This is a genomic window from Geothrix edaphica (assembly GCF_030268045.1).
In the GTDB taxonomy this organism is placed as follows: Bacteria; Acidobacteriota; Holophagae; order Holophagales; family Holophagaceae; genus Geothrix; species Geothrix edaphica.
In genome coordinates this window covers 617593-634663 of sequence record NZ_BSDC01000002.1, presented here as the reverse complement: position 1 = coordinate 634663, position 17071 = coordinate 617593, and the positions used below count along the sequence as shown (strand labels likewise).

The window sequence follows — 17071 nt, the reverse complement described above, 5'->3', positions numbered from 1 at the left end:
CTCACGAGGCTTCTATGCGACCTGTCGGCCTGGCCCTGCTGCCCCTCCTGCTCGTGGCCGGGGAGGCGCCCCTCACGAAGACCCAGGCCGCCGCCGCCTTCCACCCGAAGGTGGCCACGCCGGCGCCCGCGGCGCGCCTGGGCGCCTTCGAGCAGCGCACGGCCATGGAAGCGGCCACGCCCTTCGCGGCCATCCCCCTCCGCAACGTGGGCCCCATGGGCCAGGGCGGCCGGGTGGTGGCCCTGGCGGTGGACGATCGGGCGCCCCAGCACTGGCTCGCGGCCTTCGCCACCGGCGGCCTGTGGTGGACGGACACCGAAGGCGCCACCTGGACGCCGCTCTTCGACAAGGGCGCCGCCATCGCCCTGGGCGATGTGGCCGTGGTGTGGGGGGCGCCGGGCGTGCCCAAGGTGATCTGGCTGGGCACCGGCGAGGCCAACGCCAGCCGCAGCTCGTACGCCGGAGCGGGCGTGTTCCGCTCGCTGGATGGCGGCAGGACCTGGCAGGCGGCCGGCCTGGCGGACAGCCACCGCATCGCCCGCATCGCGCCCCACCCGGCGAACCCCGACGTGGCCTACGTGGCGGCCCAGGGGCCGCTCTACACCGAAGGCGGCGAGCGGGGCATCTTCAAGACCACCGATGGCGGGAGGACCTGGACCCAGGTGCTGAAGGCTCCCGCCCGCACCGGCGCCACGGACCTGCTCATGGATGCCGCCGATCCCGACACGCTCTACGCCACCCTCTGGGAGAAGGACCGCAAGCCCTGGGACTTCCTGGAGAGCGGCCCGGGCTCGGGCCTGTTCAAGACCACGGACGGCGGGAAGACCTGGGCGCGCCTCGAGGGCGGCCTGCCCTCGGGCGAGGGCCTGGGCCGCATGGGCCTGGCCCAGAGCCGGCAGGATCCGAAGAAGCTCTATGCCTTCGTGGACAACCAGACCCCGCGGCCCGCGACGGAGCAGGACCCCTTCGAGGACCCGGAGCGCCTCACGGCCAAGCGCCTCCGGGGCCTGGACGAGGCGGCCCTGGCCAAGGTGGAGCCGAAGCGCCTGAAGGCCTTCCTCAAGGAGAACGGCTACCCCAAGGACCTGACGGCCGAGGGCCTCCAGGCGGACCTGAAGGCGGGCAAGGTGAAGGTGAAGGACCTGCTGGACTGGCTGGGTGACGCGGACCAGGCCCTCTTCGACACGGACATCATCGGAGCGGAGCTCTACGCCACCGGGGACGGCGGGGCCACCTGGACCCGGACCCACCCGGGCCGCCTGGACGAGTTCACCTACACCTACGGCTACTACTTCGGCCAGGTGCGGGTGGATCCCACCAATGACCGCAAGGTCTACCTGCTGGGCATGCCCGCCCTCCAGAGCGAGGACGGGGGTCGCACCTTCAAGGGGATCAACGGCGACGACTGGAGCGTGATGCACCCCGACCACCACGCCCTGTGGATCGACCCGCGGGACGGCCGCCGCCTGGTGCTGGGCAACGACGGCGGACTGAACGTCTCCACGGACGGCGGCGGCACCTGGCGCAACGTGAAGAACCTGCCCGTGGGCCAGTTCTACGCCATCACCACCGACCGGGCCGAGCCCTACAAGATCTACGGCGGCCTCCAGGACAACGGCGTGATGGCGGGGCCCGCCACGCCCCTGAAGCCGAACCAGCAGACGGACGCCTGGCGCGCCATCTACGGCGGCGACGGCGGCTTCGTGCAGGTGGATCCCCGGGACAACACCACGATCTACACCGAAAGCCAGTTCGGCCACATGAGCCGCCTGGAGAAGTCGGGCCTCACCGCCATCCGGCCCATCCACCAGCTGAAGGAGACGCCCCACCGCTTCAACTGGATGACACCCATCCTGATGTCGCCCCACAGCCCGGACATCCTCTACACGGGCGGTCAGAAGGTGCTGCGCAGCCTGGACCGGGGCGCCACCTGGACCGCCATCAGCGGGGACCTCACCAGCCATCCGAAGGCCGGGAACGTGCCCTTCGGGACGCTCACCACCCTGGCGGAGAGCCCCAGACACTTCGGCCTGCTCTATGCCGGCACGGACGACGGCCGGGTGCACGTGAGCCGGGACGGCGGCTTCAGCTGGAAGCCCGCGGACAAGGGCCTGCCCAGGGACCGCTGGGTGACGCGGGTGGAGGCCAGCGCCCACGATGAGGGCACCGCCTATGCCACCTTCAGCGCCTACCGCCAGGACACCGGAGAGGCGCTCGTCTTCCGGACCACGGACTACGGCGCGACGTGGAGCTCCATCAAGGGCAACCTGCCCGCGGAAAACATCAACGTCATCCGCGAGGATCCGGCCAACCCGAAGCTGCTGTTCCTGGGCTCGGACTTCGGCGTCTTCGCCTCCCTGGATGGCGGCCAGCGCTGGGAGGTGCTGGGTCGCGACCTGCCCCATGTGCCCGTCCACGACCTGGCCATCCAGCCCAAGGCCAAGGACCTGGTGGTGGGCACCCACGGCCGCAGCGCCTTCGTGGCGCCCATCGGGGCCCTGGAGCAGCTCACGCCGGAGGTCCGCGCCCAGGCCGCCCACCTGTTCGAGCCCGCGAAGGTGAAGGGCCAGGCCTGGTGGAAGCAGGACCGCCCCGGCTGGTTCGGCACCCGGGAGCCCGAGCCCTGCATCATCTGGTTCCACCTGGCCCGGGCCGGCGCCGCCACCCTGACCCTGCGGGACGCGAAGGACGCCGTGCAGCGCACCTGGACCTTGCAGGCCGGCGCCGGCCTGGGCCGCGTGGACTGGGACCTCCAGGTGGACCCGGCCGCCCGGCCCGGCCTGCCGGCGGGCCGCCGCCCCTTCGTCCTGCCCGGCGAGTACAGCCTCACCCTCGAGGCCGCCGGGCAGACGCTCAAGACCAAGGTGGTGGTGGAGGCGCCGAAGGAGGAGTGATTACTTCCGCAGCTTCATCAGGTCCAGGAAGATCACCAGGGCCATGAGGGAGGCCAGCAGCAGGAAGCCGCCCGTGAGGATCTTCTCCTTCAGCTCGATGGCGAGGTCCTTGCGCCGCGCCTTCTCGAAGGCCAGCAGGGCCATGTGGCCGCCGTCCAGGGCCGGGATGGGCAGGGCGTTGAGGATGGCCAGCTGCAGGCTGATGGCCGCGCACATGAAGAGGAAGGTCTCCCAGCCGTGCTTGGCGGCCCGGCTGCCCTGCTTGATGATGCCGATGGGCCCGGCCACCTCGGCGCTCTTGGCCTGGAAGGTGACGAGGCGCTTGAGGAAGCTGAAGACCTGGCCCGTGAGGCGCCAGGAGGTCTCCACCGCATAGCGGCCGCCCGTCAGGAGGTCGCCGGCCTGGAAGGGGCGGAACTCCAGGGGCGTGGCCACGGGCAGGGGCATGAAGCCCAGGCGACCCTTGCCGCCTTCAGCGCGGGGCGTAAGGGGGAACGCCATGGGTTTCCCGTCCCGGGTGAGGCGGAAGGGCACGGGCTGGTCCGGATGGGCCTGGATGTAGGCCACGGCGGCCTCCCACTCGGCGCCGGGGAAGCTCAGGTCGCCGATGCCCCGCAGCTCGTCGCCCACCTTGAGGCCGCCCTGCTCCGCGGCGCCGCCGGGGACGAGCTCCACCACGGTCCAGGTCTCCTGCACCTTGGTGACGCGGGCCTGGTGGATGCCCACGGCCGCGAAGAGGACCAGCGTGGTGGCCAGGTTGGCCAGGATGCCGCCGCTGTAGAAGAGCATGCGCTTGCCGAAGGGCTGCTGGAGGAAGCCGTAGGGATCCTCGGCGCCGGGTTCCTCGGGGTTGAAGCCCGCCAGCTTCACGTAGCCGCCCAGGGGCAGGAGCGACAGCCGCACGTCCGTTTCGCGCCACTTGAAGCCGAACAGGCGGGGACCGAAGCCCAGGGAGAAGACCTCCACGGGCATGCCCATCCACTTGGCGGCCAGGAAGTGCCCCCCCTCATGGAGGAAGATGAGACCGCCCAGCATGAGCACGGGACCCCAGAAACCGGCCCCGGGCAGCTTGAAGGCGAAGAGGAGGGCGGCGGCGAAGGCGAAGCTGTAGGACAGGGGCAGGCGGAAGCGGTTCATGGACACCCGAAAGATCGGACCCTGGCTCGGACCCATCCTTCAGCATGACGCCTCGCGGCCCGGTCTGCATCCAGCACCTGGGGGAGGGACTCGATGGGCCCCGCGGGAATCCGGTCCAGGAGGTCGCGGTTGCAGGCCTGGATGTCCCAGAACCGCAGCTGCCCTTGGAGGAAAGCGGCCACGGCCACCTCGTTGGCGGCGTTCAGCAGGGCCGGGGCCGTGCCGCCCTCCCGCAGGGCCGCAAAGGCCAGGCCCAGGCAGGGGAAGCGCTCCAGGTCCGGGGCCTCGAAGGTCCAGGCGCGGGCCTCCTCCCAGGGGTACGGCGCCACGGGGCCGGGCTGCTTGTCCGGGTAGAGCAGGCAGTACTGGATGGGGAGCTTCATGTCGTTGGCGCAGACCTGGAGCTGATAGCTGCCGTCGTGGAAGCCCACCATGGCGTGGACCTGGCTCTGGGGGTGGACCGTGACGGCCACCTGGTCCGGCGTGAGCCCGAAGAGGACGGAGGCCTCGATGACCTCCAGCCCCTTGTTCATGAGGGTGGCGCTGTCGATGGTGATCTTGGGGCCCATCTTCCAGGTGGGGTGGTTGAGGGCCTCTTCGATGGTGGCGGCCTGGATGCGGGCCAGGGGCCAGTCCCGGAAGGGGCCGCCGCTGGCGGTGATGCGCACTTCCCGGATGGTGGCCGGCTCGCGGCCATCCAGCAGCTGGTGCAGGGCCGCGTGCTCGCTGTCCACGGGCAGCAGCTCGCCGCCGCCGGCCAGGGCCGCCTCGTGCATGAGGGCGCCGCCCACCACCAGGGATTCCTTGTTGGCCACGCAGACCCGGCGGCCGGCGCGCAGGGCGGCCTCGGTGCTGGCCAGGCCCGCGCTGCCCACGATGGCGGCCACCACGGTGTCGGCGTCGGCATGGAGGGCGCAGGCCAGGAGGCCGTCGTCGCCCCAGTGCACCTCGGGCCGGTAGGCCAGGGCGGACCGCAGCCACTCCGCATCCTCCTTCGAGCCCACGGAGACGCAGCGGGGGCGGAAGACGTCGCACTGCGCCCGCAGCAGGTCGCGGTTCCGACCCCCGGCCAGCGCCACCACGGAGAGCCGGTCGGGATGCGCCCGCACCACGTCGAGGGTGGAGGTGCCGATGGAGCCGGTGCTCCCCAGGAGGGCGAGGTGCCTCACGTCAATTGAACCCGTGGACGAAGTGCACGTAGGCGAACAGCACCGGCGCCGCGAACACGAGGCTGTCCACGCGGTCCAGCACGCCGCCGTGGCCGGGGATGGACACGCCGCCGGCGTTGGAATCCTTCACGCCGGCGCTGCGCTTCCAGGTGCTTTCCACCAGGTCGCCCAGCTGGCCCGCGAGGCCCAGCAGCAGGCCCAGTGCCACCACGTCCACCCAGGTCCACTTCGGGCAGACCGTGGCCTGCATGAGGAAGGCACCGAGCAGATTGCCGCCCAGGTTGCCCAGGGCGCCCTCCCAGCTCTTCTTGGGGCTGACGCGGGGGGCGAGCTTGTGGCGGCCGAAGAAGGTGCCCACGAAGTAGGCGGCGCTGTCGCCGAACCACGTGATGATGAAGAGGGCGAGAATGAGCCGGCTGCCGGTCCGGGGCAGGGTGTCCTGCAGCATGAACAGCTTCTGCTGGAAGCCCAGGCCGAAGCCCAGGTAGAGGGCTCCGAGCCAGGTGATGGCCTGGCTGGGCAGGGCCTCCTCCAGCTTGGGGTCGAAGAACAGGGCGCCGAAGTGGATCACCAGGGCCCCGACGGTGAAGACCAGCCAGAGGGGCAGGGGATCCTGCCCGCCCGTCGCCAGGAAGAAGTGGGCAAGGATGCCCCACCCCACCAGGGTGCCGGCGGCCAGGGAGGGGTTGAAGCCCCGCACCCGGGCCATGAGGGTCATCTCGCGGACGCCCATGAGGATGGCGAGGGCCATGACGGCCAGGTAGGTCCAGGGGGCCCAGGGGCGGTCGCCGAACCAGAGGAGGCTGAAGAAGAAGACACCGAAGACCAGGGCCGTGGTGATGCGCACGGTCATGTTCTTGGTGTCCATCCTGGGCGTGGTCCGTTCCATCAGATCCCCCCGAAGCGACGTTCGCGCTGGGCGTAGTCCTCGAGCGCTTCCTTCAGCTCCGCAGGGCCGAAGTCGGGCCACAGGAGGTCGGTCATGTAGAGTTCCGCGTAGGCGGACTGCCAGAGCAGGAAGTTGGAGATGCGGTGCTCGCCGCTGGTGCGGATGAGCAGGTCCACGTCGGGCACGCCGGCGGTCCAGAGGCGGGCGCCCAGGGCGGCCTCGTCCACCTGGTCCGGACGGAGGCCATCCTCCACGCAGCGCCGGGCGGCCTGGGCCAGCTCCAGGCGCGAGCCGTAGTTCACGGCCAGGTGGAAGGTCATGCCGGTGTTGCCGGCCGTCGCCGCTTCCAGGGCCTTCATGTCGGCCCGGATGCCGGCGGGCATGCCCTCCAGGGCCCCCAGGTGGTGGAAGCGGATGCCCTTCCTGGCGAGCTGATGGACGAACATGCGGAGGTACATGCGGAGGAGGGCCATGAGGGCGGCCACTTCCTGGGGCGGGCGCTTCCAGTTCTCCGTGGAGAAGGCGTAGAGGCTCAGGTGCCGGATGCCCGCCTCCGAGGCGGCCTCCAGGATGCGCTCCACGGCCTGCACGCCGGCCTTGTGGCCCTTGATGCGGGGCCACCCCCGCTGCGCGGCCCAGCGGCCGTTGCCGTCCATTATTATGGCGACATGGGTCGGGACGGTCATCGCGCCGGAAACCTCGGAAAGGTGAAAAAGGTCATGCTAGCACGGGGCCTGCCGTAGAGCCGGGTAGCGGCTGGTCTTCCGGAGCCCCGTGCTAGGCTTGACTCCATCTTTTTCCCTGGCGAACCCATGGTTCAGTTCAATACCCGAGCCAACGAGATCCTGCTCAAGCTGGTCTACTACGGGCCGGGCCTCTCGGGCAAGACGACCAACCTGCAGTCGTTGCACGCCATGTGCTCGGACCGGCAGCGGGGCGAGCTGTTCTCCGTCAACACCCAGGAGGACCGCACCCTCTTCTTCGACCTGCTGCCCATCAACCTGGGCTATGTCTACGGCAACTCCATCCACCTGCAGATCTACACGGTGCCGGGTCAGGTGCAGTACGACGCCAGCCGCCGGGTGGTGCTGGGCGGGGCGGACGGCGTGGTCTTCGTGGCGGACTCCGACGAGGCCAAGATGCAGGACAACGTGGACTCGCTGTCGAACCTGTACCACAACCTCAACGCGAACCGCTTGAACATCAAGCAGATCCCCTTCGTCCTCCAGTACAACAAGCGGGATCTTCCCGAGGCCATGGCCGTGGGCGTCATGAACCGCCGGCTGAATTTCCGCAACGTCCCGTACTTCGAGTCCGTGGCCAACCGCGGGGTGGGCGTGCTGGACACCTTCCTGGCCATCACCCGGGAGACGGTGGCCTACACCTTCAAGAAGTACCACCTCGACAAGAAGATCAAGGATTTCGACGAGATGCTCGCCCTCATCGAGTCCAACGTCCGGACGACCCTGCGGGAGCTTCCCCCGTCCCCGGCGGCCTCCGGGCCCACCGCCGAGGCTCCGGCCCAGGCCGCCGACACCACGGTGCTGAAGCACGGCAGCGTGACCGTCGACGACCTCCAGCCCGGCCGGGCGGCGGATCCCCAGGAGCTGCTGGAGAACGCCCTCAAGTCGAACATGGAGACGGCCCGGCTCTACTCGGAGCTGAAGCAGGTCAAGGAGTCGCTGGAGCAGAAGAACGAGGAGCTGGGCAAGCTCTACGCCCAGCTGGAACGGGCGAACCAGGACAACCAGAAGACCCGGAAATACCTGGAGGGCCTCATCCAGAACATGGGCGAGGCGGTGGTGTCCTTCGCGCCCGACGGGAAGATCCTCACCTGGAACGCCGCGGCAGAGCGCATCTTCGGCTACACGCGACCCGAGATCGTCGGACGCAGCGTCTCCCAGCTGGCCCCCGGCCACCTGGTGGGCGAGCTGGACCAGATCGCCCACCAGGTCGGCCGCGGGCAGGTGGTCCGCGATCCCGACACGACCCGCATCCGCAAGGGGGGCGAGGCCTTCCCCGCCAGCATCACCTATGCCCCGGTGCGGGGCGCCGACGACCGCGTGATCGCCCTGTCCGCCCTGGTTCGCGACACCAGCCAGACCCAGGCCCTGGAGGAGCGGCTGGTCCACTCCCAGAAGCACGAGGCCCTGGGACGCCTGGTGCCGGCCCTCTTCCACGAGGCCTCCAACCGGCTCACGCCCGTGCTGCTGGAGGCCCGGCTCATCGCCGAGTCCGCCCTGGACCCCTATCAGGCCGAGCAGGCGGCCCGCCTGGTGAAGGCGGTGGACTCGGTGCAGAGCCTGCTGGATCCCCTCCAGACCGTGCTGAACCCGCCCAAGCCCTCGCGCATCCCCACCCAGCTGAACCAGGTGATCCAGGAGGCCGTGGCGCTGGTGGAGCTGAAGGCCCGGCGTGCGGGGATCTCCCTCGACCTGAACCTGGACCCCGCCCTCCCCGAGGCGGCCTTCGATCCCTGCCTGCTGCGCCAAGCCCTGACGAACCTGCTGCTGAACGGGATCCAGGCCATGGCCACCAGCCCCATGAAGCGGCTGCGGGTCGCCACCCGGGCGGTGGATGGTCAGGTCCAGGTGGTGGTCCAGGATTCGGGGGCCCCGCTCCCGGAAGCCGGGCTGGCGGACCTGTTCGACCCCGCCTCCGCCTCCACGCCGGAGGCCCTGGGCCTGCCGGTGGCCAGCGTCATCGCCCGCCAGCACGGCGGGCGGCTCACGGTGCGGAGCCAGGAGGGCCTGGGGAACGCCTTCCTCATGGAGCTGCCCCTGCCCCTCCCGCCGGAAGGCCCTGAGGTTTCCGCCGCCGCGGCCACCGGGCTCCAGGGCCGCCGGGCCCTGGTGGTGGATGACGAGGCCTTCCTGCTGGAGTGTCTGGTGGACGCCCTCCAGGTCTGGGGCCTGGAGGTCACCCCGGCCAGCCAGGGGGCGGAGGCCATCCAGCACCTCGAGGCGGGGGCCTTCGACCTGATCGTCTCGGACATCCGCATGCCGGGCCTGTCCGGCGTGGACCTCTTCGAGTGGCTGCGCGCCCAGCGTCCCGCCATGACCCAGCGGATCCTCTACACCACGGGCGACTCCTTCGACGTGAAGACCCGGGACTTCCTGGCGGCGAACCAGGTGCCCTACCTGGGTAAGCCTTTCGATCTAAAACAACTGAAACAAAGCCTGGAACAACTCCTAGAGACTCCGATCGAGGCGTGACAGTCCCCCCTGAGTCATACTGGGGCCTCTCATCGCACCCTCAACGAGGAGCCTCCTATGCAGCGCCGCTGGGTTTTGGCAGTCATCGTGGGTTCGGGCCTCCTGGCCCAGACGCCCCCTCCCGTTCCCCCGCCTGCCCCGGCCCCCGAGCCGGCCCAGGTTCCGCCCCAGGCGCCGCCGCCCGAGCCCAAGCCCGCGGAGATGAAGGCCGAGGTTGTGGCGGTCATACCGAAGCCCGGCCTGCAGCCGGAGCCGAAGGCCTTCGAGCAGCTCCGGCCCAGCCAGCGCAAGCTCGCCTACACCCTGCAGCGGGCGGCCCTCTCCGCCCATGAGCTGGGCTACTACCGGAGCCACCCCAAGGCTGTGGAGGTGCGCGACGCCCTCGGCGCCCTCGTGGCCGTGAAGGCCATCCTCCCGGAGAAGGCCTCCGCCGCCATCCCCGCCGTCGAGGCGTACCTGGCCAAGGTCCGCGCCCAGCACGGGCTCTACGATGCCGATGGGAAGAAGCTCCTCCTCGAGTCCACCTGGAAGGATCTGCTACTGGCCGCGCGCGCCGCCGCCAAAGCCGACGCCAAGGGCCTGGAGTCCCGCCTCGCCAAGCTCAAGGGCCTGCTCTTCGACGCCAAGGTCGATGCCACGGCGCCCACCTGGGCCGCCCCCGAAGCGCCCGCCCAGGGCAAGAAGGCCAAGGCCGCCAAGGGCCCCAAGGCGCCCGAGGGCTTCGCCAACCAGAAGGCCATCACGGCCCTGTGGGTGAAGCGGGCCCAGACCTGGATCGACAACACCCGCCAGGAGGTGGACGTCAAAGGCGAGAAGAAGCTGCGCAGCGTGCCCGACCCCGCGCAGACCAAGGCCCTGAACGCCCTGCTGATCTGGCTGGAGAACGAGGACCTCGACCTGCTGCGGGATCCCGGCTTCGGCTGGCTGGACCTGCGCCGCCTGGGCGCCACGCCCGGCCCCGCCCTCCTGGCCCATGCCGACGCCATCGCCACCTCCAAGGCCCCCGAGGGTCCGGCGGGTGAGCTGACCCTCCTGCCGACCCTCGAGCCCGTGCTGGCCGAGAGCAAGTTCAGCAAGGGCGACGAGAAGCGCCAGATCCTGGCCGACGTCAAGCAGGGCGCCCCCGCCGCGGACCTCGCCACGCAGATGGCCGCCTTCGAGAAGCTGGCCCGCAGCCGCGAGTTCGACACCAAATAACTTCTGATCTTCTTCCAAGAGAAACGGGGCGCGTCGCGCCCCGTTTCTCTATTCCTCGCCCTTCCGCTGCTTGCCTTCCGGGTCGAACTGGTAGCCCACGCTCCGGATGGTGTGGACCCAGCGGGGGTGATGCGCGTCCTGCTCCATCACGCGCCGGATGCGGACGATGAAGTTGTCCACGGTGCGGCTGGTGGGGTAGGCGTCCTCGCCCCAGACCTTGTCCAGAATGTCCGTGCGGCTCACCACCTGGCCGGGCCGCTCCATGAGCAGGCGGAGGATCATGCACTCTTTCATGCCCAGCTGGAAGGGGCCGTTGGGGCCCTCGCCGCAGTAGTTGTCGAAGTCCACCCAGTGCGGGCCGAAGGCCTGGCGGCTGCTCATCTCCCGGCTCTTGTACCAGGCCTCGCGGCGGAGGATGGCCCGCACCCGCAGCAGGAGCTCCTTCACCTGGAAGGGCTTGCCCAGGTAGTCGTCGGCGCCGGTCTCGAAGCCGTGCACGCGGTCGTCATCGGTGTTCTTGGCCGTGAGGAAGAGAACCGGAGTGAAGTTCTTGGCCTCGCGCACCTTCTCGCAGATGGTGAAGCCGTCCATGCCCGGCAGCATCACGTCCAGGATCACCAGGTCGTAGTTCTCCGCCAGGATCTGCCTCAGGGCCTGGTCGCCCCGGGGGATCCAGGTGCAGGAGAGGCCCTCCATCTCCAGGTTCAGCTTGATGCCCTCGGCGAGGCTCAGCTCATCTTCCACCAGCAGGATCTTGGGCTCGGGCATGGGAAACTCCAGCAACAACGACGTCGCAACCAAACCCCACGGCGCCGCGCGAGGGGTGCCGGGCGAGCGAGGCGAGGAACGCGAGTGAAAGCGTAGCAGGTACTACGCGCAGCGAGCGTGACGCAGCCCCGCGACGCCCGCCACCCCTCGCCCGATGGGATGAAGCCAGGTGGGCGCTCCGCGTCGTCAGGGCCCTTGAACAACGAACCACGTTGCCCTGCGGGCCCCTCCTTCCGGCGCATCCCACCTGGCTTCATCGCGGCACCGTCGGGTTTGATTGCGACGTCTCGGATCCTACTAGAATGAGGGGTTGGAGCGCCCATGGACCCCTACCTGAGCATCGTCATCCCCATCTACAACGAGGAGGAGAACATCCCCGCGCTGTGGGGGCGCCTCTCCAGGGTGATGGCAGAGCACTTCACGGATCCGGCCAAGCCCTGGGAGATCATCTTCACGGACGACGGCAGCCGGGACCGCAGCCTGCCCATGCTCATCGACATCGCGAAGGCCGAGCCCCGGGTGAAGGTGGTGGAGTTCAACCGGAACTACGGCCAGCACAGCGCGATCTTCGGAGCCTTCGCCGAGGTGGGGGGCCGGATCATCGTCACCCTGGACGCGGACCTCCAGAATCCGCCCGAGGAGATCCCCAAGCTGGTGGCCAAGGTGGAGGAGGGCTACGACGTGGTGGGCGGCTGGCGCCAGGGCCGCCAGGAGAACGACAGCTTCTTCCGCACCATGCCCAGCAAGATCGTCAACGCGGTCACCCGCAAGACCACGGGGGTGCGGCTCCACGACTACGGCTGCATGCTGCGGGCCTACAGCCGCGACGTGGTGGACGCCATGCTGCTCTGCAAGGAGCGCTCGAGCTTCATCCCGGCCCTGGCCAACAGCTTCGCCAAGCGCATCACCGAGGTGCCCGTGGCCCACGCCGAACGCGCCGCCGGCGAGAGCAAGTACGGCCTCTGGAAGCTCATCAACCTCCAGTTCGACCTGCTCACCAGCTTCAGCCTGCTGCCCCTGCAGATGCTCAGCGTGTTCGGCGTCATCACGGCGGCCTTCGGGTTCCTGCTCTTCCTCGGCCTGGTGGTCTACCGCTTCCTGCACCCGGAAGGCACGGCCCAGGGCGTGTTCACGCTGTTCGCCATCCTCTTCTTCTTCGTGGGCTGCCAGTTCATCGCCTTCGGCCTGCTGGGCGAGTACATCGGCCGCATCTACCAGGAAGTCCGCGACCGGCCCCGGTACATGGTGAAGAAGGTCCACCAGGCGAAGTAGGGCCCCGGGCCCCGACCTACCCGGCCAGCCCGGCCGGGAATGCCACCGTGACGACCAGGCCGGAACCCGAAGCGGGGTCCGACAGCCGGACCTCGGCGCCCAGGGCGCGGGCCACCTCCTGGACGATGGACAGCCCCAGGCCGCACCCGGGCGTGTCGTCGTTGCCGAGCCGGCAGAACCGCTCGAACACCCGGACCCGATCGGCGGGGGGGATGCCGGGCCCGTTGTCCTCGATGGCCAGGACCGGGGCCCCATCCGCCCTCCGGAGTGCGAGGGTGACCCGCCCGCCAGGAGGGGTGTAGCGGAGGGCGTTGTCCACGAGGTTGGCCACCAGCTCGTGGAGCATGGCGGACGGGGCGGCCAGATCCAGGCGTCCCTCGGGGCGGTCGAAGCCCAGGTCGATGTTCCGGGACTGGGCCAGGGTCGCCTGCTCCTCGAGCACCCGCTGGGCGAGGTCCGCCAGGTCCACCCGCTCGCCGGGCCGGTGGGCCAAGGTCCCAGCCTCGGCCCGGGACAGGGCGAGCAGCTGGTTCACCAGGCGGGTCCCCTGACGGACGCTGCCGGACATGGCCTCCAGGACTTCGTCCTTGAGGGCCGGATCGGCGCTGCGCAGGCCATGGCTGGCCTGGGTCTGGAGCACGGCGAAGGGGGTACGGAGCTGGTGGGAGGCGTTGGCGATGAAGCGACTGCGGACGGCCATCTGGGCGTCCAGGCGCTGGATGTAGCCATTGAGGGCCCCCACCAGGGGCTGGAGCTCCTGAGGCATGGGGCCGGACCGCAGCGGCTCGAGGGACCCGGGCGTACGCCGCCCGACTTCATCCCGGAGCCGGAGGATGTCCTTCAGGCCCCGCCGCAGGGCGAACCAGATCAGGAGGCCGGCAAGGGCCAGGGTCCACAGGTCCTGCCGCAGGGTGGTGGTCCAGAGCTTGCGGGCCAGCTGGTCGTGGTCCTGGAGGGTCTGGGCCACCTCGATGATCACCGGGCCCTCCGCCGGAGCCGCGAAGACGGGTTGCGCGTAGGCCACCACCCGGACGGGCTCGCCGCGGACTTCGGTCTGAAAGTACACCGACTCCTCCGGTCGGGGCGCTTCCGCCGGGGAGGGCAGCTCCGCGTAGCCCGAGAGGAGCACGCCCTGGGGCGAGGCGATGCGGTAGTACACGCGGTCCTGGGCCCCGGACTGGAAGAGCTCCAGGGCCGCGGGCGGGATGGCCACGTCCAGCAGGCCGTCCTCGAACCGGATCTGCTGGGCGATGATGCGGGCCGAACCCAGCAGCAGGCGGTCCTGCACCATGTCGGCCGTCCGCCGCGCCTCCCGCCGGGCCAGGGCGAGGTTCATGAGGGCCAGGCCACCCAGGGGCACCAGCAGCCACAGCAGCAGGCGGGCCCGGAGGCTGAGAGCGCGGTCAGACCTCATGGCGCGGCTTCAGGAGGTAGCCGAGGCCCCGGAGCGTCACGATCACCGCATCGCCCGGCTCGAGCTTCCTGCGGAGCCGGTGGACGTAGATCTCGATGGCGTCCGGGTTCACGTCCTGGTCCAGGGAGTACAGGCTCTCGGCCAGGGCCTTCTTGCTCACCGTCCGGCCGGCCTTCATCATCAGCCCCTCCAGCACGGCGTGCTCCCGGGGCGTCAGGGCCAGGGGCGCGCCCGCCAGGGTGAACTCGCGGCGGTTGCTGTCGTAGACCAGGGAGCCGCAGGCGAACACCGGGTTCTTCTGCTGGTTGACGCGCCGGAGCAGGGCCCGGATGCGGGCCTCCAGCTCGTGCACCTCGAAGGGCTTGACCATGTAGTCGTCGGCGCCGAAATCGAGGCCCTCCACCCGGTCCCGGGTGGCGTCGAAGGCCGTGAGGATCAGCACCGGCACGGCATTGCGCCGGCTCCGGAGGCGCTTGAGAATCTCCCGGCCATCCAGCCCCGGGAGGGCGAGGTCCAGGATCACCAGGTCGTAGACCTCCGTGCGGAGGAGGCCATCCGCCTCCAGGCCGTCCTGGGCGCACTCCACCGTGTACTTGTCCGCCCTCAGGGTCCGGGCCAGCCACTCGGAGAGGGCGCGGTTGTCCTCGACCAGCAGAAGTTTCATGGGCGGCGGATTCCAGGGAGGGTCACTTGACGGCGTTCACGAATTCCAGGGTATAGGTGCTGGTGAGATCCACGGCCTTCCCCTGGAGGGAACGCTCCGTGTGGGTCAGGATGCGAAGGACGTTGGCGGGGCCGTTGGCGGGCATCCGTCCGTCGGGGATGAAGATGGGTTTGCTGCGCGCCAGGGCCCTGATGTAGATGGCCTTGTCCTGTCCGTAGTAGTCGGCGGGGACATGGGCGGCGATCTCGGCCGCCGTGTGGCCCTGGATGTAGCGGAGGGCCTTCACCAGCGCATTGACGAGCTTCTGAACTTCGGGCTTGTGGCGGTTCACCCAGGCCGTCTGCATGTAGAGGCAGGAGGCCGGATAGGGGCCGCCCAGCGCCCTGGCTGTGTCTTCCGGGGTGCGCAGGTCCACCAGCACCCGCGCCTTGCCGCTGGCGAGCAGCCGCGATGCGGTGGGCTCGGTCGTCATGCCGGCGCCGATGGCGCCACTGGACATCGCTTCGATGAACGAATCACCCGTGCCCACGGGCTTGAAGGTCACCTGGTTCAGCCGCAGCCCCGCCGACAGGGTGAGGTAGCGGGAGAGGAACTGGGTGGACGAGCCGAGTCCGGTGACGCCGAGGGTCTGGCCGCCGAGGTCCGCCATGGTGCGCACCTTGGGCAGCCGGGCAGACACCAGCTCCACTTCGCCCGGGGCCTGCGAGAACTGGACCACCGACACCACGGCCTTGCCCTGGGTCTGCATGTAGACGGTGTGGTCGTAGAACCCGACCACGCCCTGGGCCCCGCCCAGCTGCTGGGCCAGCTTCACGGGCAGATAGATGATCTTCTCGATGCCGCCCACCATCAGGACGATGCGCTCGGCGGCGCGCCCTGGCCAGGCGGCTGCCGCCAGCAGGACAGCGGCAAGGGCGAGGGATCTGGATGGGCGCGTCATGGCGGCTCCGGACCGGGTTCGTGGGTCTTCCAGGATGATCGCACCGGGGCGGTCCGGAGGCCCCGCGTGACCGTACGCACATCAGGAGCCGCTGAAAGCTGGCTGAAAGGTTGGGCTCCTAGATTTCCAGTGAACCATCCCGCTTCGCCCCGATCCCTCTCCCGGGAGGCGGCCTCCGGCTGCCCATCCCTCTCGATCCCGCTGTACCCATCCCTCACACCAAGGAGTCTCCATGCACCTCCGCACCCTGGCCTGCCTGATCGCGGCCACCCTCCTCCCGGCCCAGGAGGTCGACGTCCAGGCCGAGCTCGCCCGGCAGAACGCGCGTCTCGCCGAACTGGAGAAGAAGGCCGGCCCCAAGGCCGAGAGCGCCCCCCTGGCCTTCCCCGAGGGCCTGACTCCCTACGTGCTGATCGACCTGACCGTGGTGGGCAAGTCCAACGCCACCGCCGATGGCCGGACCAAGGTGGACATCGGCGAGCCCTTCTTCAGCGGGAGCCGCTGGGGCCTGAAGGGCCTGCTCAAGACCAACATCGATGGGCTGGATATCATCTACAAGCTGGAGAGCGAGTACTTCCTCTTCGACGGCGAGCAGGGCAAGAGCAACACCCTGTTCAACCGCGACGCCTGGATCGGCATCAGCGGCAAGTCCTTCGGCAAGATCACCATCGGGCGCCAGAACACCCTGGCCCGGGACTTCGCCGTGATCTACTGCGATCCCTTCAACCACGCCGAAGTGAACTACGACGAGGGCGGCTGGACCAACAACTCCAACTTCAAGTCCCTGGTCTACTACGCCGGTGGCGTCAGCGTCAGCCCTGTCAACGGCGGCCCCGCCCAGACCCGCATGGACAAGGGCATCGTGTGGAAGAAGGCGAACGGGGAGGGCCTTTGCCTCGGCGCGGCCTTCGACATGAACTACGAACCCAATACCTCGGTCCGCAACTCCACCGCCTCGTTCGCCCTGGGCTGGAACGCCCGCACCTGGCACGTGTCCGGCTTCTACACCGAAGCCAACAACGCCGGCAGCACGGCCACCAGCGCCACCTTCGCCACGGCCCCCACCGGCTACACCCAGAAGTCCATGTCCTTCGGGGGCAACGTCAACCTGACTCCCGCGCTGAAGATCAATGCGGGCTACTTCCACTACACCGCCGAGCAGGGCCCGGGCCACCCGGACCGCTCCGACAACGCCTACACCCTGTCCGGTTCGTACAAGCTGAACCCGAAGTGGACCCTGTACGCCGGTCTCCAGTCCATCAGGGTCGAGAACGCAGGCATGGCCACTGCCACGGGCGGCATCCCCAATGCCTTCACCAATGGCGCCAACGCCGCCTTCTACACCACAGGCGGCAAGGACTCCATCTACGGCGCGGTGCGGCGCCACCTCAGCAAGAAGATCGAGGCCTACGCCGTCTACGACTACCTGAAGCTGAAGGACGCCTACTACATCAACACCCGCCAGGGCCAGGCCGAGTACGGCCTCGGCTTGCGGATCTCTGCGCTTTAGGG

Annotated in this window: 13 protein-coding genes; 5 read left to right on the top strand and 8 right to left on the bottom strand. The window is 69.5% G+C overall.

Annotated elements, in window-relative coordinates; all coding sequences use genetic code 11:
• Positions 1 to 14: 14 nt before the first annotated feature.
• Complete coding sequence (locus tag QSJ30_RS10705) at positions 15 to 2894, top strand: WD40/YVTN/BNR-like repeat-containing protein (RefSeq protein WP_285609056.1); 2880 nt, start codon at positions 15 to 17, stop codon at positions 2892 to 2894.
• Here QSJ30_RS10705 and QSJ30_RS10700 read toward each other — a convergent pair whose 3' ends face one another.
• The 4 genes from QSJ30_RS10700 to uppS are packed head-to-tail and all read right to left on the bottom strand — an operon-like array spanning position 2895 to position 6775.
• Positions 2895 to 4031, bottom strand: a complete 1137-nt coding sequence (locus QSJ30_RS10700) for a M50 family metallopeptidase (protein ID WP_285609054.1) — start codon at positions 4029 to 4031, stop codon at positions 2895 to 2897.
• Positions 4028 to 5200, bottom strand: coding sequence for a 1-deoxy-D-xylulose-5-phosphate reductoisomerase (gene dxr, locus QSJ30_RS10695; protein ID WP_285609052.1), 1173 nt, complete (start codon positions 5198 to 5200; stop codon positions 4028 to 4030). The genes QSJ30_RS10700 and dxr overlap by 4 nt, the downstream gene beginning before the upstream one ends.
• A gap of 1 nt (position 5201) precedes the next feature.
• Positions 5202 to 6089 (bottom strand): phosphatidate cytidylyltransferase, encoded by an 888-nt coding sequence (locus QSJ30_RS10690; protein WP_285609050.1) that lies wholly within the window; start codon positions 6087 to 6089, stop codon positions 5202 to 5204.
• Entirely contained in the window at positions 6089 to 6775 is a 687-nt protein-coding gene (gene uppS / locus QSJ30_RS10685) for a polyprenyl diphosphate synthase (RefSeq protein WP_285609048.1), read from the bottom strand. The genes QSJ30_RS10690 and uppS overlap by 1 nt, the downstream gene beginning before the upstream one ends.
• 126 nt (positions 6776 to 6901) lie before the next feature.
• Here uppS and QSJ30_RS10680 point away from each other — a divergent pair, with 126 nt between their 5' ends.
• Together QSJ30_RS10680 and QSJ30_RS10675 are read left to right on the top strand one after the other, a co-directional pair.
• The gene (locus QSJ30_RS10680) at positions 6902 to 9304 is read left to right on the top strand and encodes a response regulator (protein ID WP_285609046.1); all 2403 of its coding nucleotides are present in this window, start codon (positions 6902 to 6904) and stop codon (positions 9302 to 9304) included.
• 57 nt (positions 9305 to 9361) lie between these two features.
• Positions 9362 to 10501: a hypothetical protein gene (locus tag QSJ30_RS10675; RefSeq protein ID WP_285609044.1), complete on the top strand. Its 1140-nt coding sequence runs from the start codon at positions 9362 to 9364 to the stop codon at positions 10499 to 10501.
• Positions 10502 to 10549: 48 nt separating this feature from the next.
• Here the strand turns inward: QSJ30_RS10675 and QSJ30_RS10670 are convergent, their stop codons facing one another.
• On the bottom strand, positions 10550 to 11269 hold the full coding sequence (locus QSJ30_RS10670) for a response regulator transcription factor (RefSeq protein WP_285609042.1): 720 nt from the start codon (positions 11267 to 11269) through the stop codon (positions 10550 to 10552).
• 321 nt (positions 11270 to 11590) lie between these two features.
• Here QSJ30_RS10670 and QSJ30_RS10665 point away from each other — a divergent pair, with 321 nt between their 5' ends.
• Entirely contained in the window at positions 11591 to 12541 is a 951-nt protein-coding gene (locus QSJ30_RS10665) for a glycosyltransferase (protein WP_285609041.1), read from the top strand.
• A gap of 16 nt (positions 12542 to 12557) precedes the next feature.
• Here QSJ30_RS10665 and QSJ30_RS10660 read toward each other — a convergent pair whose 3' ends face one another.
• The 3 genes from QSJ30_RS10660 to QSJ30_RS10650 are packed head-to-tail and all read right to left on the bottom strand — an operon-like array spanning position 12558 to position 15559.
• A complete protein-coding gene (locus QSJ30_RS10660) occupies positions 12558 to 13955 on the bottom strand; it encodes a sensor histidine kinase (protein ID WP_285609039.1) in 1398 nt (465 codons plus the stop codon).
• On the bottom strand, positions 13945 to 14619 hold the full coding sequence (locus QSJ30_RS10655) for a response regulator (RefSeq protein ID WP_285609037.1): 675 nt from the start codon (positions 14617 to 14619) through the stop codon (positions 13945 to 13947). Before QSJ30_RS10655 ends, QSJ30_RS10660 begins: the two co-directional genes overlap by 11 nt.
• 22 nt (positions 14620 to 14641) lie before the next feature.
• Positions 14642 to 15559 (bottom strand): ABC transporter substrate-binding protein, encoded by a 918-nt coding sequence (locus QSJ30_RS10650; protein WP_285609034.1) that lies wholly within the window; start codon positions 15557 to 15559, stop codon positions 14642 to 14644.
• Between the two features lie 232 nt (positions 15560 to 15791).
• Here QSJ30_RS10650 and QSJ30_RS10645 point away from each other — a divergent pair, with 232 nt between their 5' ends.
• The gene (locus QSJ30_RS10645) at positions 15792 to 17069 is read left to right on the top strand and encodes a porin (protein WP_285609032.1); all 1278 of its coding nucleotides are present in this window, start codon (positions 15792 to 15794) and stop codon (positions 17067 to 17069) included.
• Positions 17070 to 17071 lie beyond the last annotated feature (2 nt).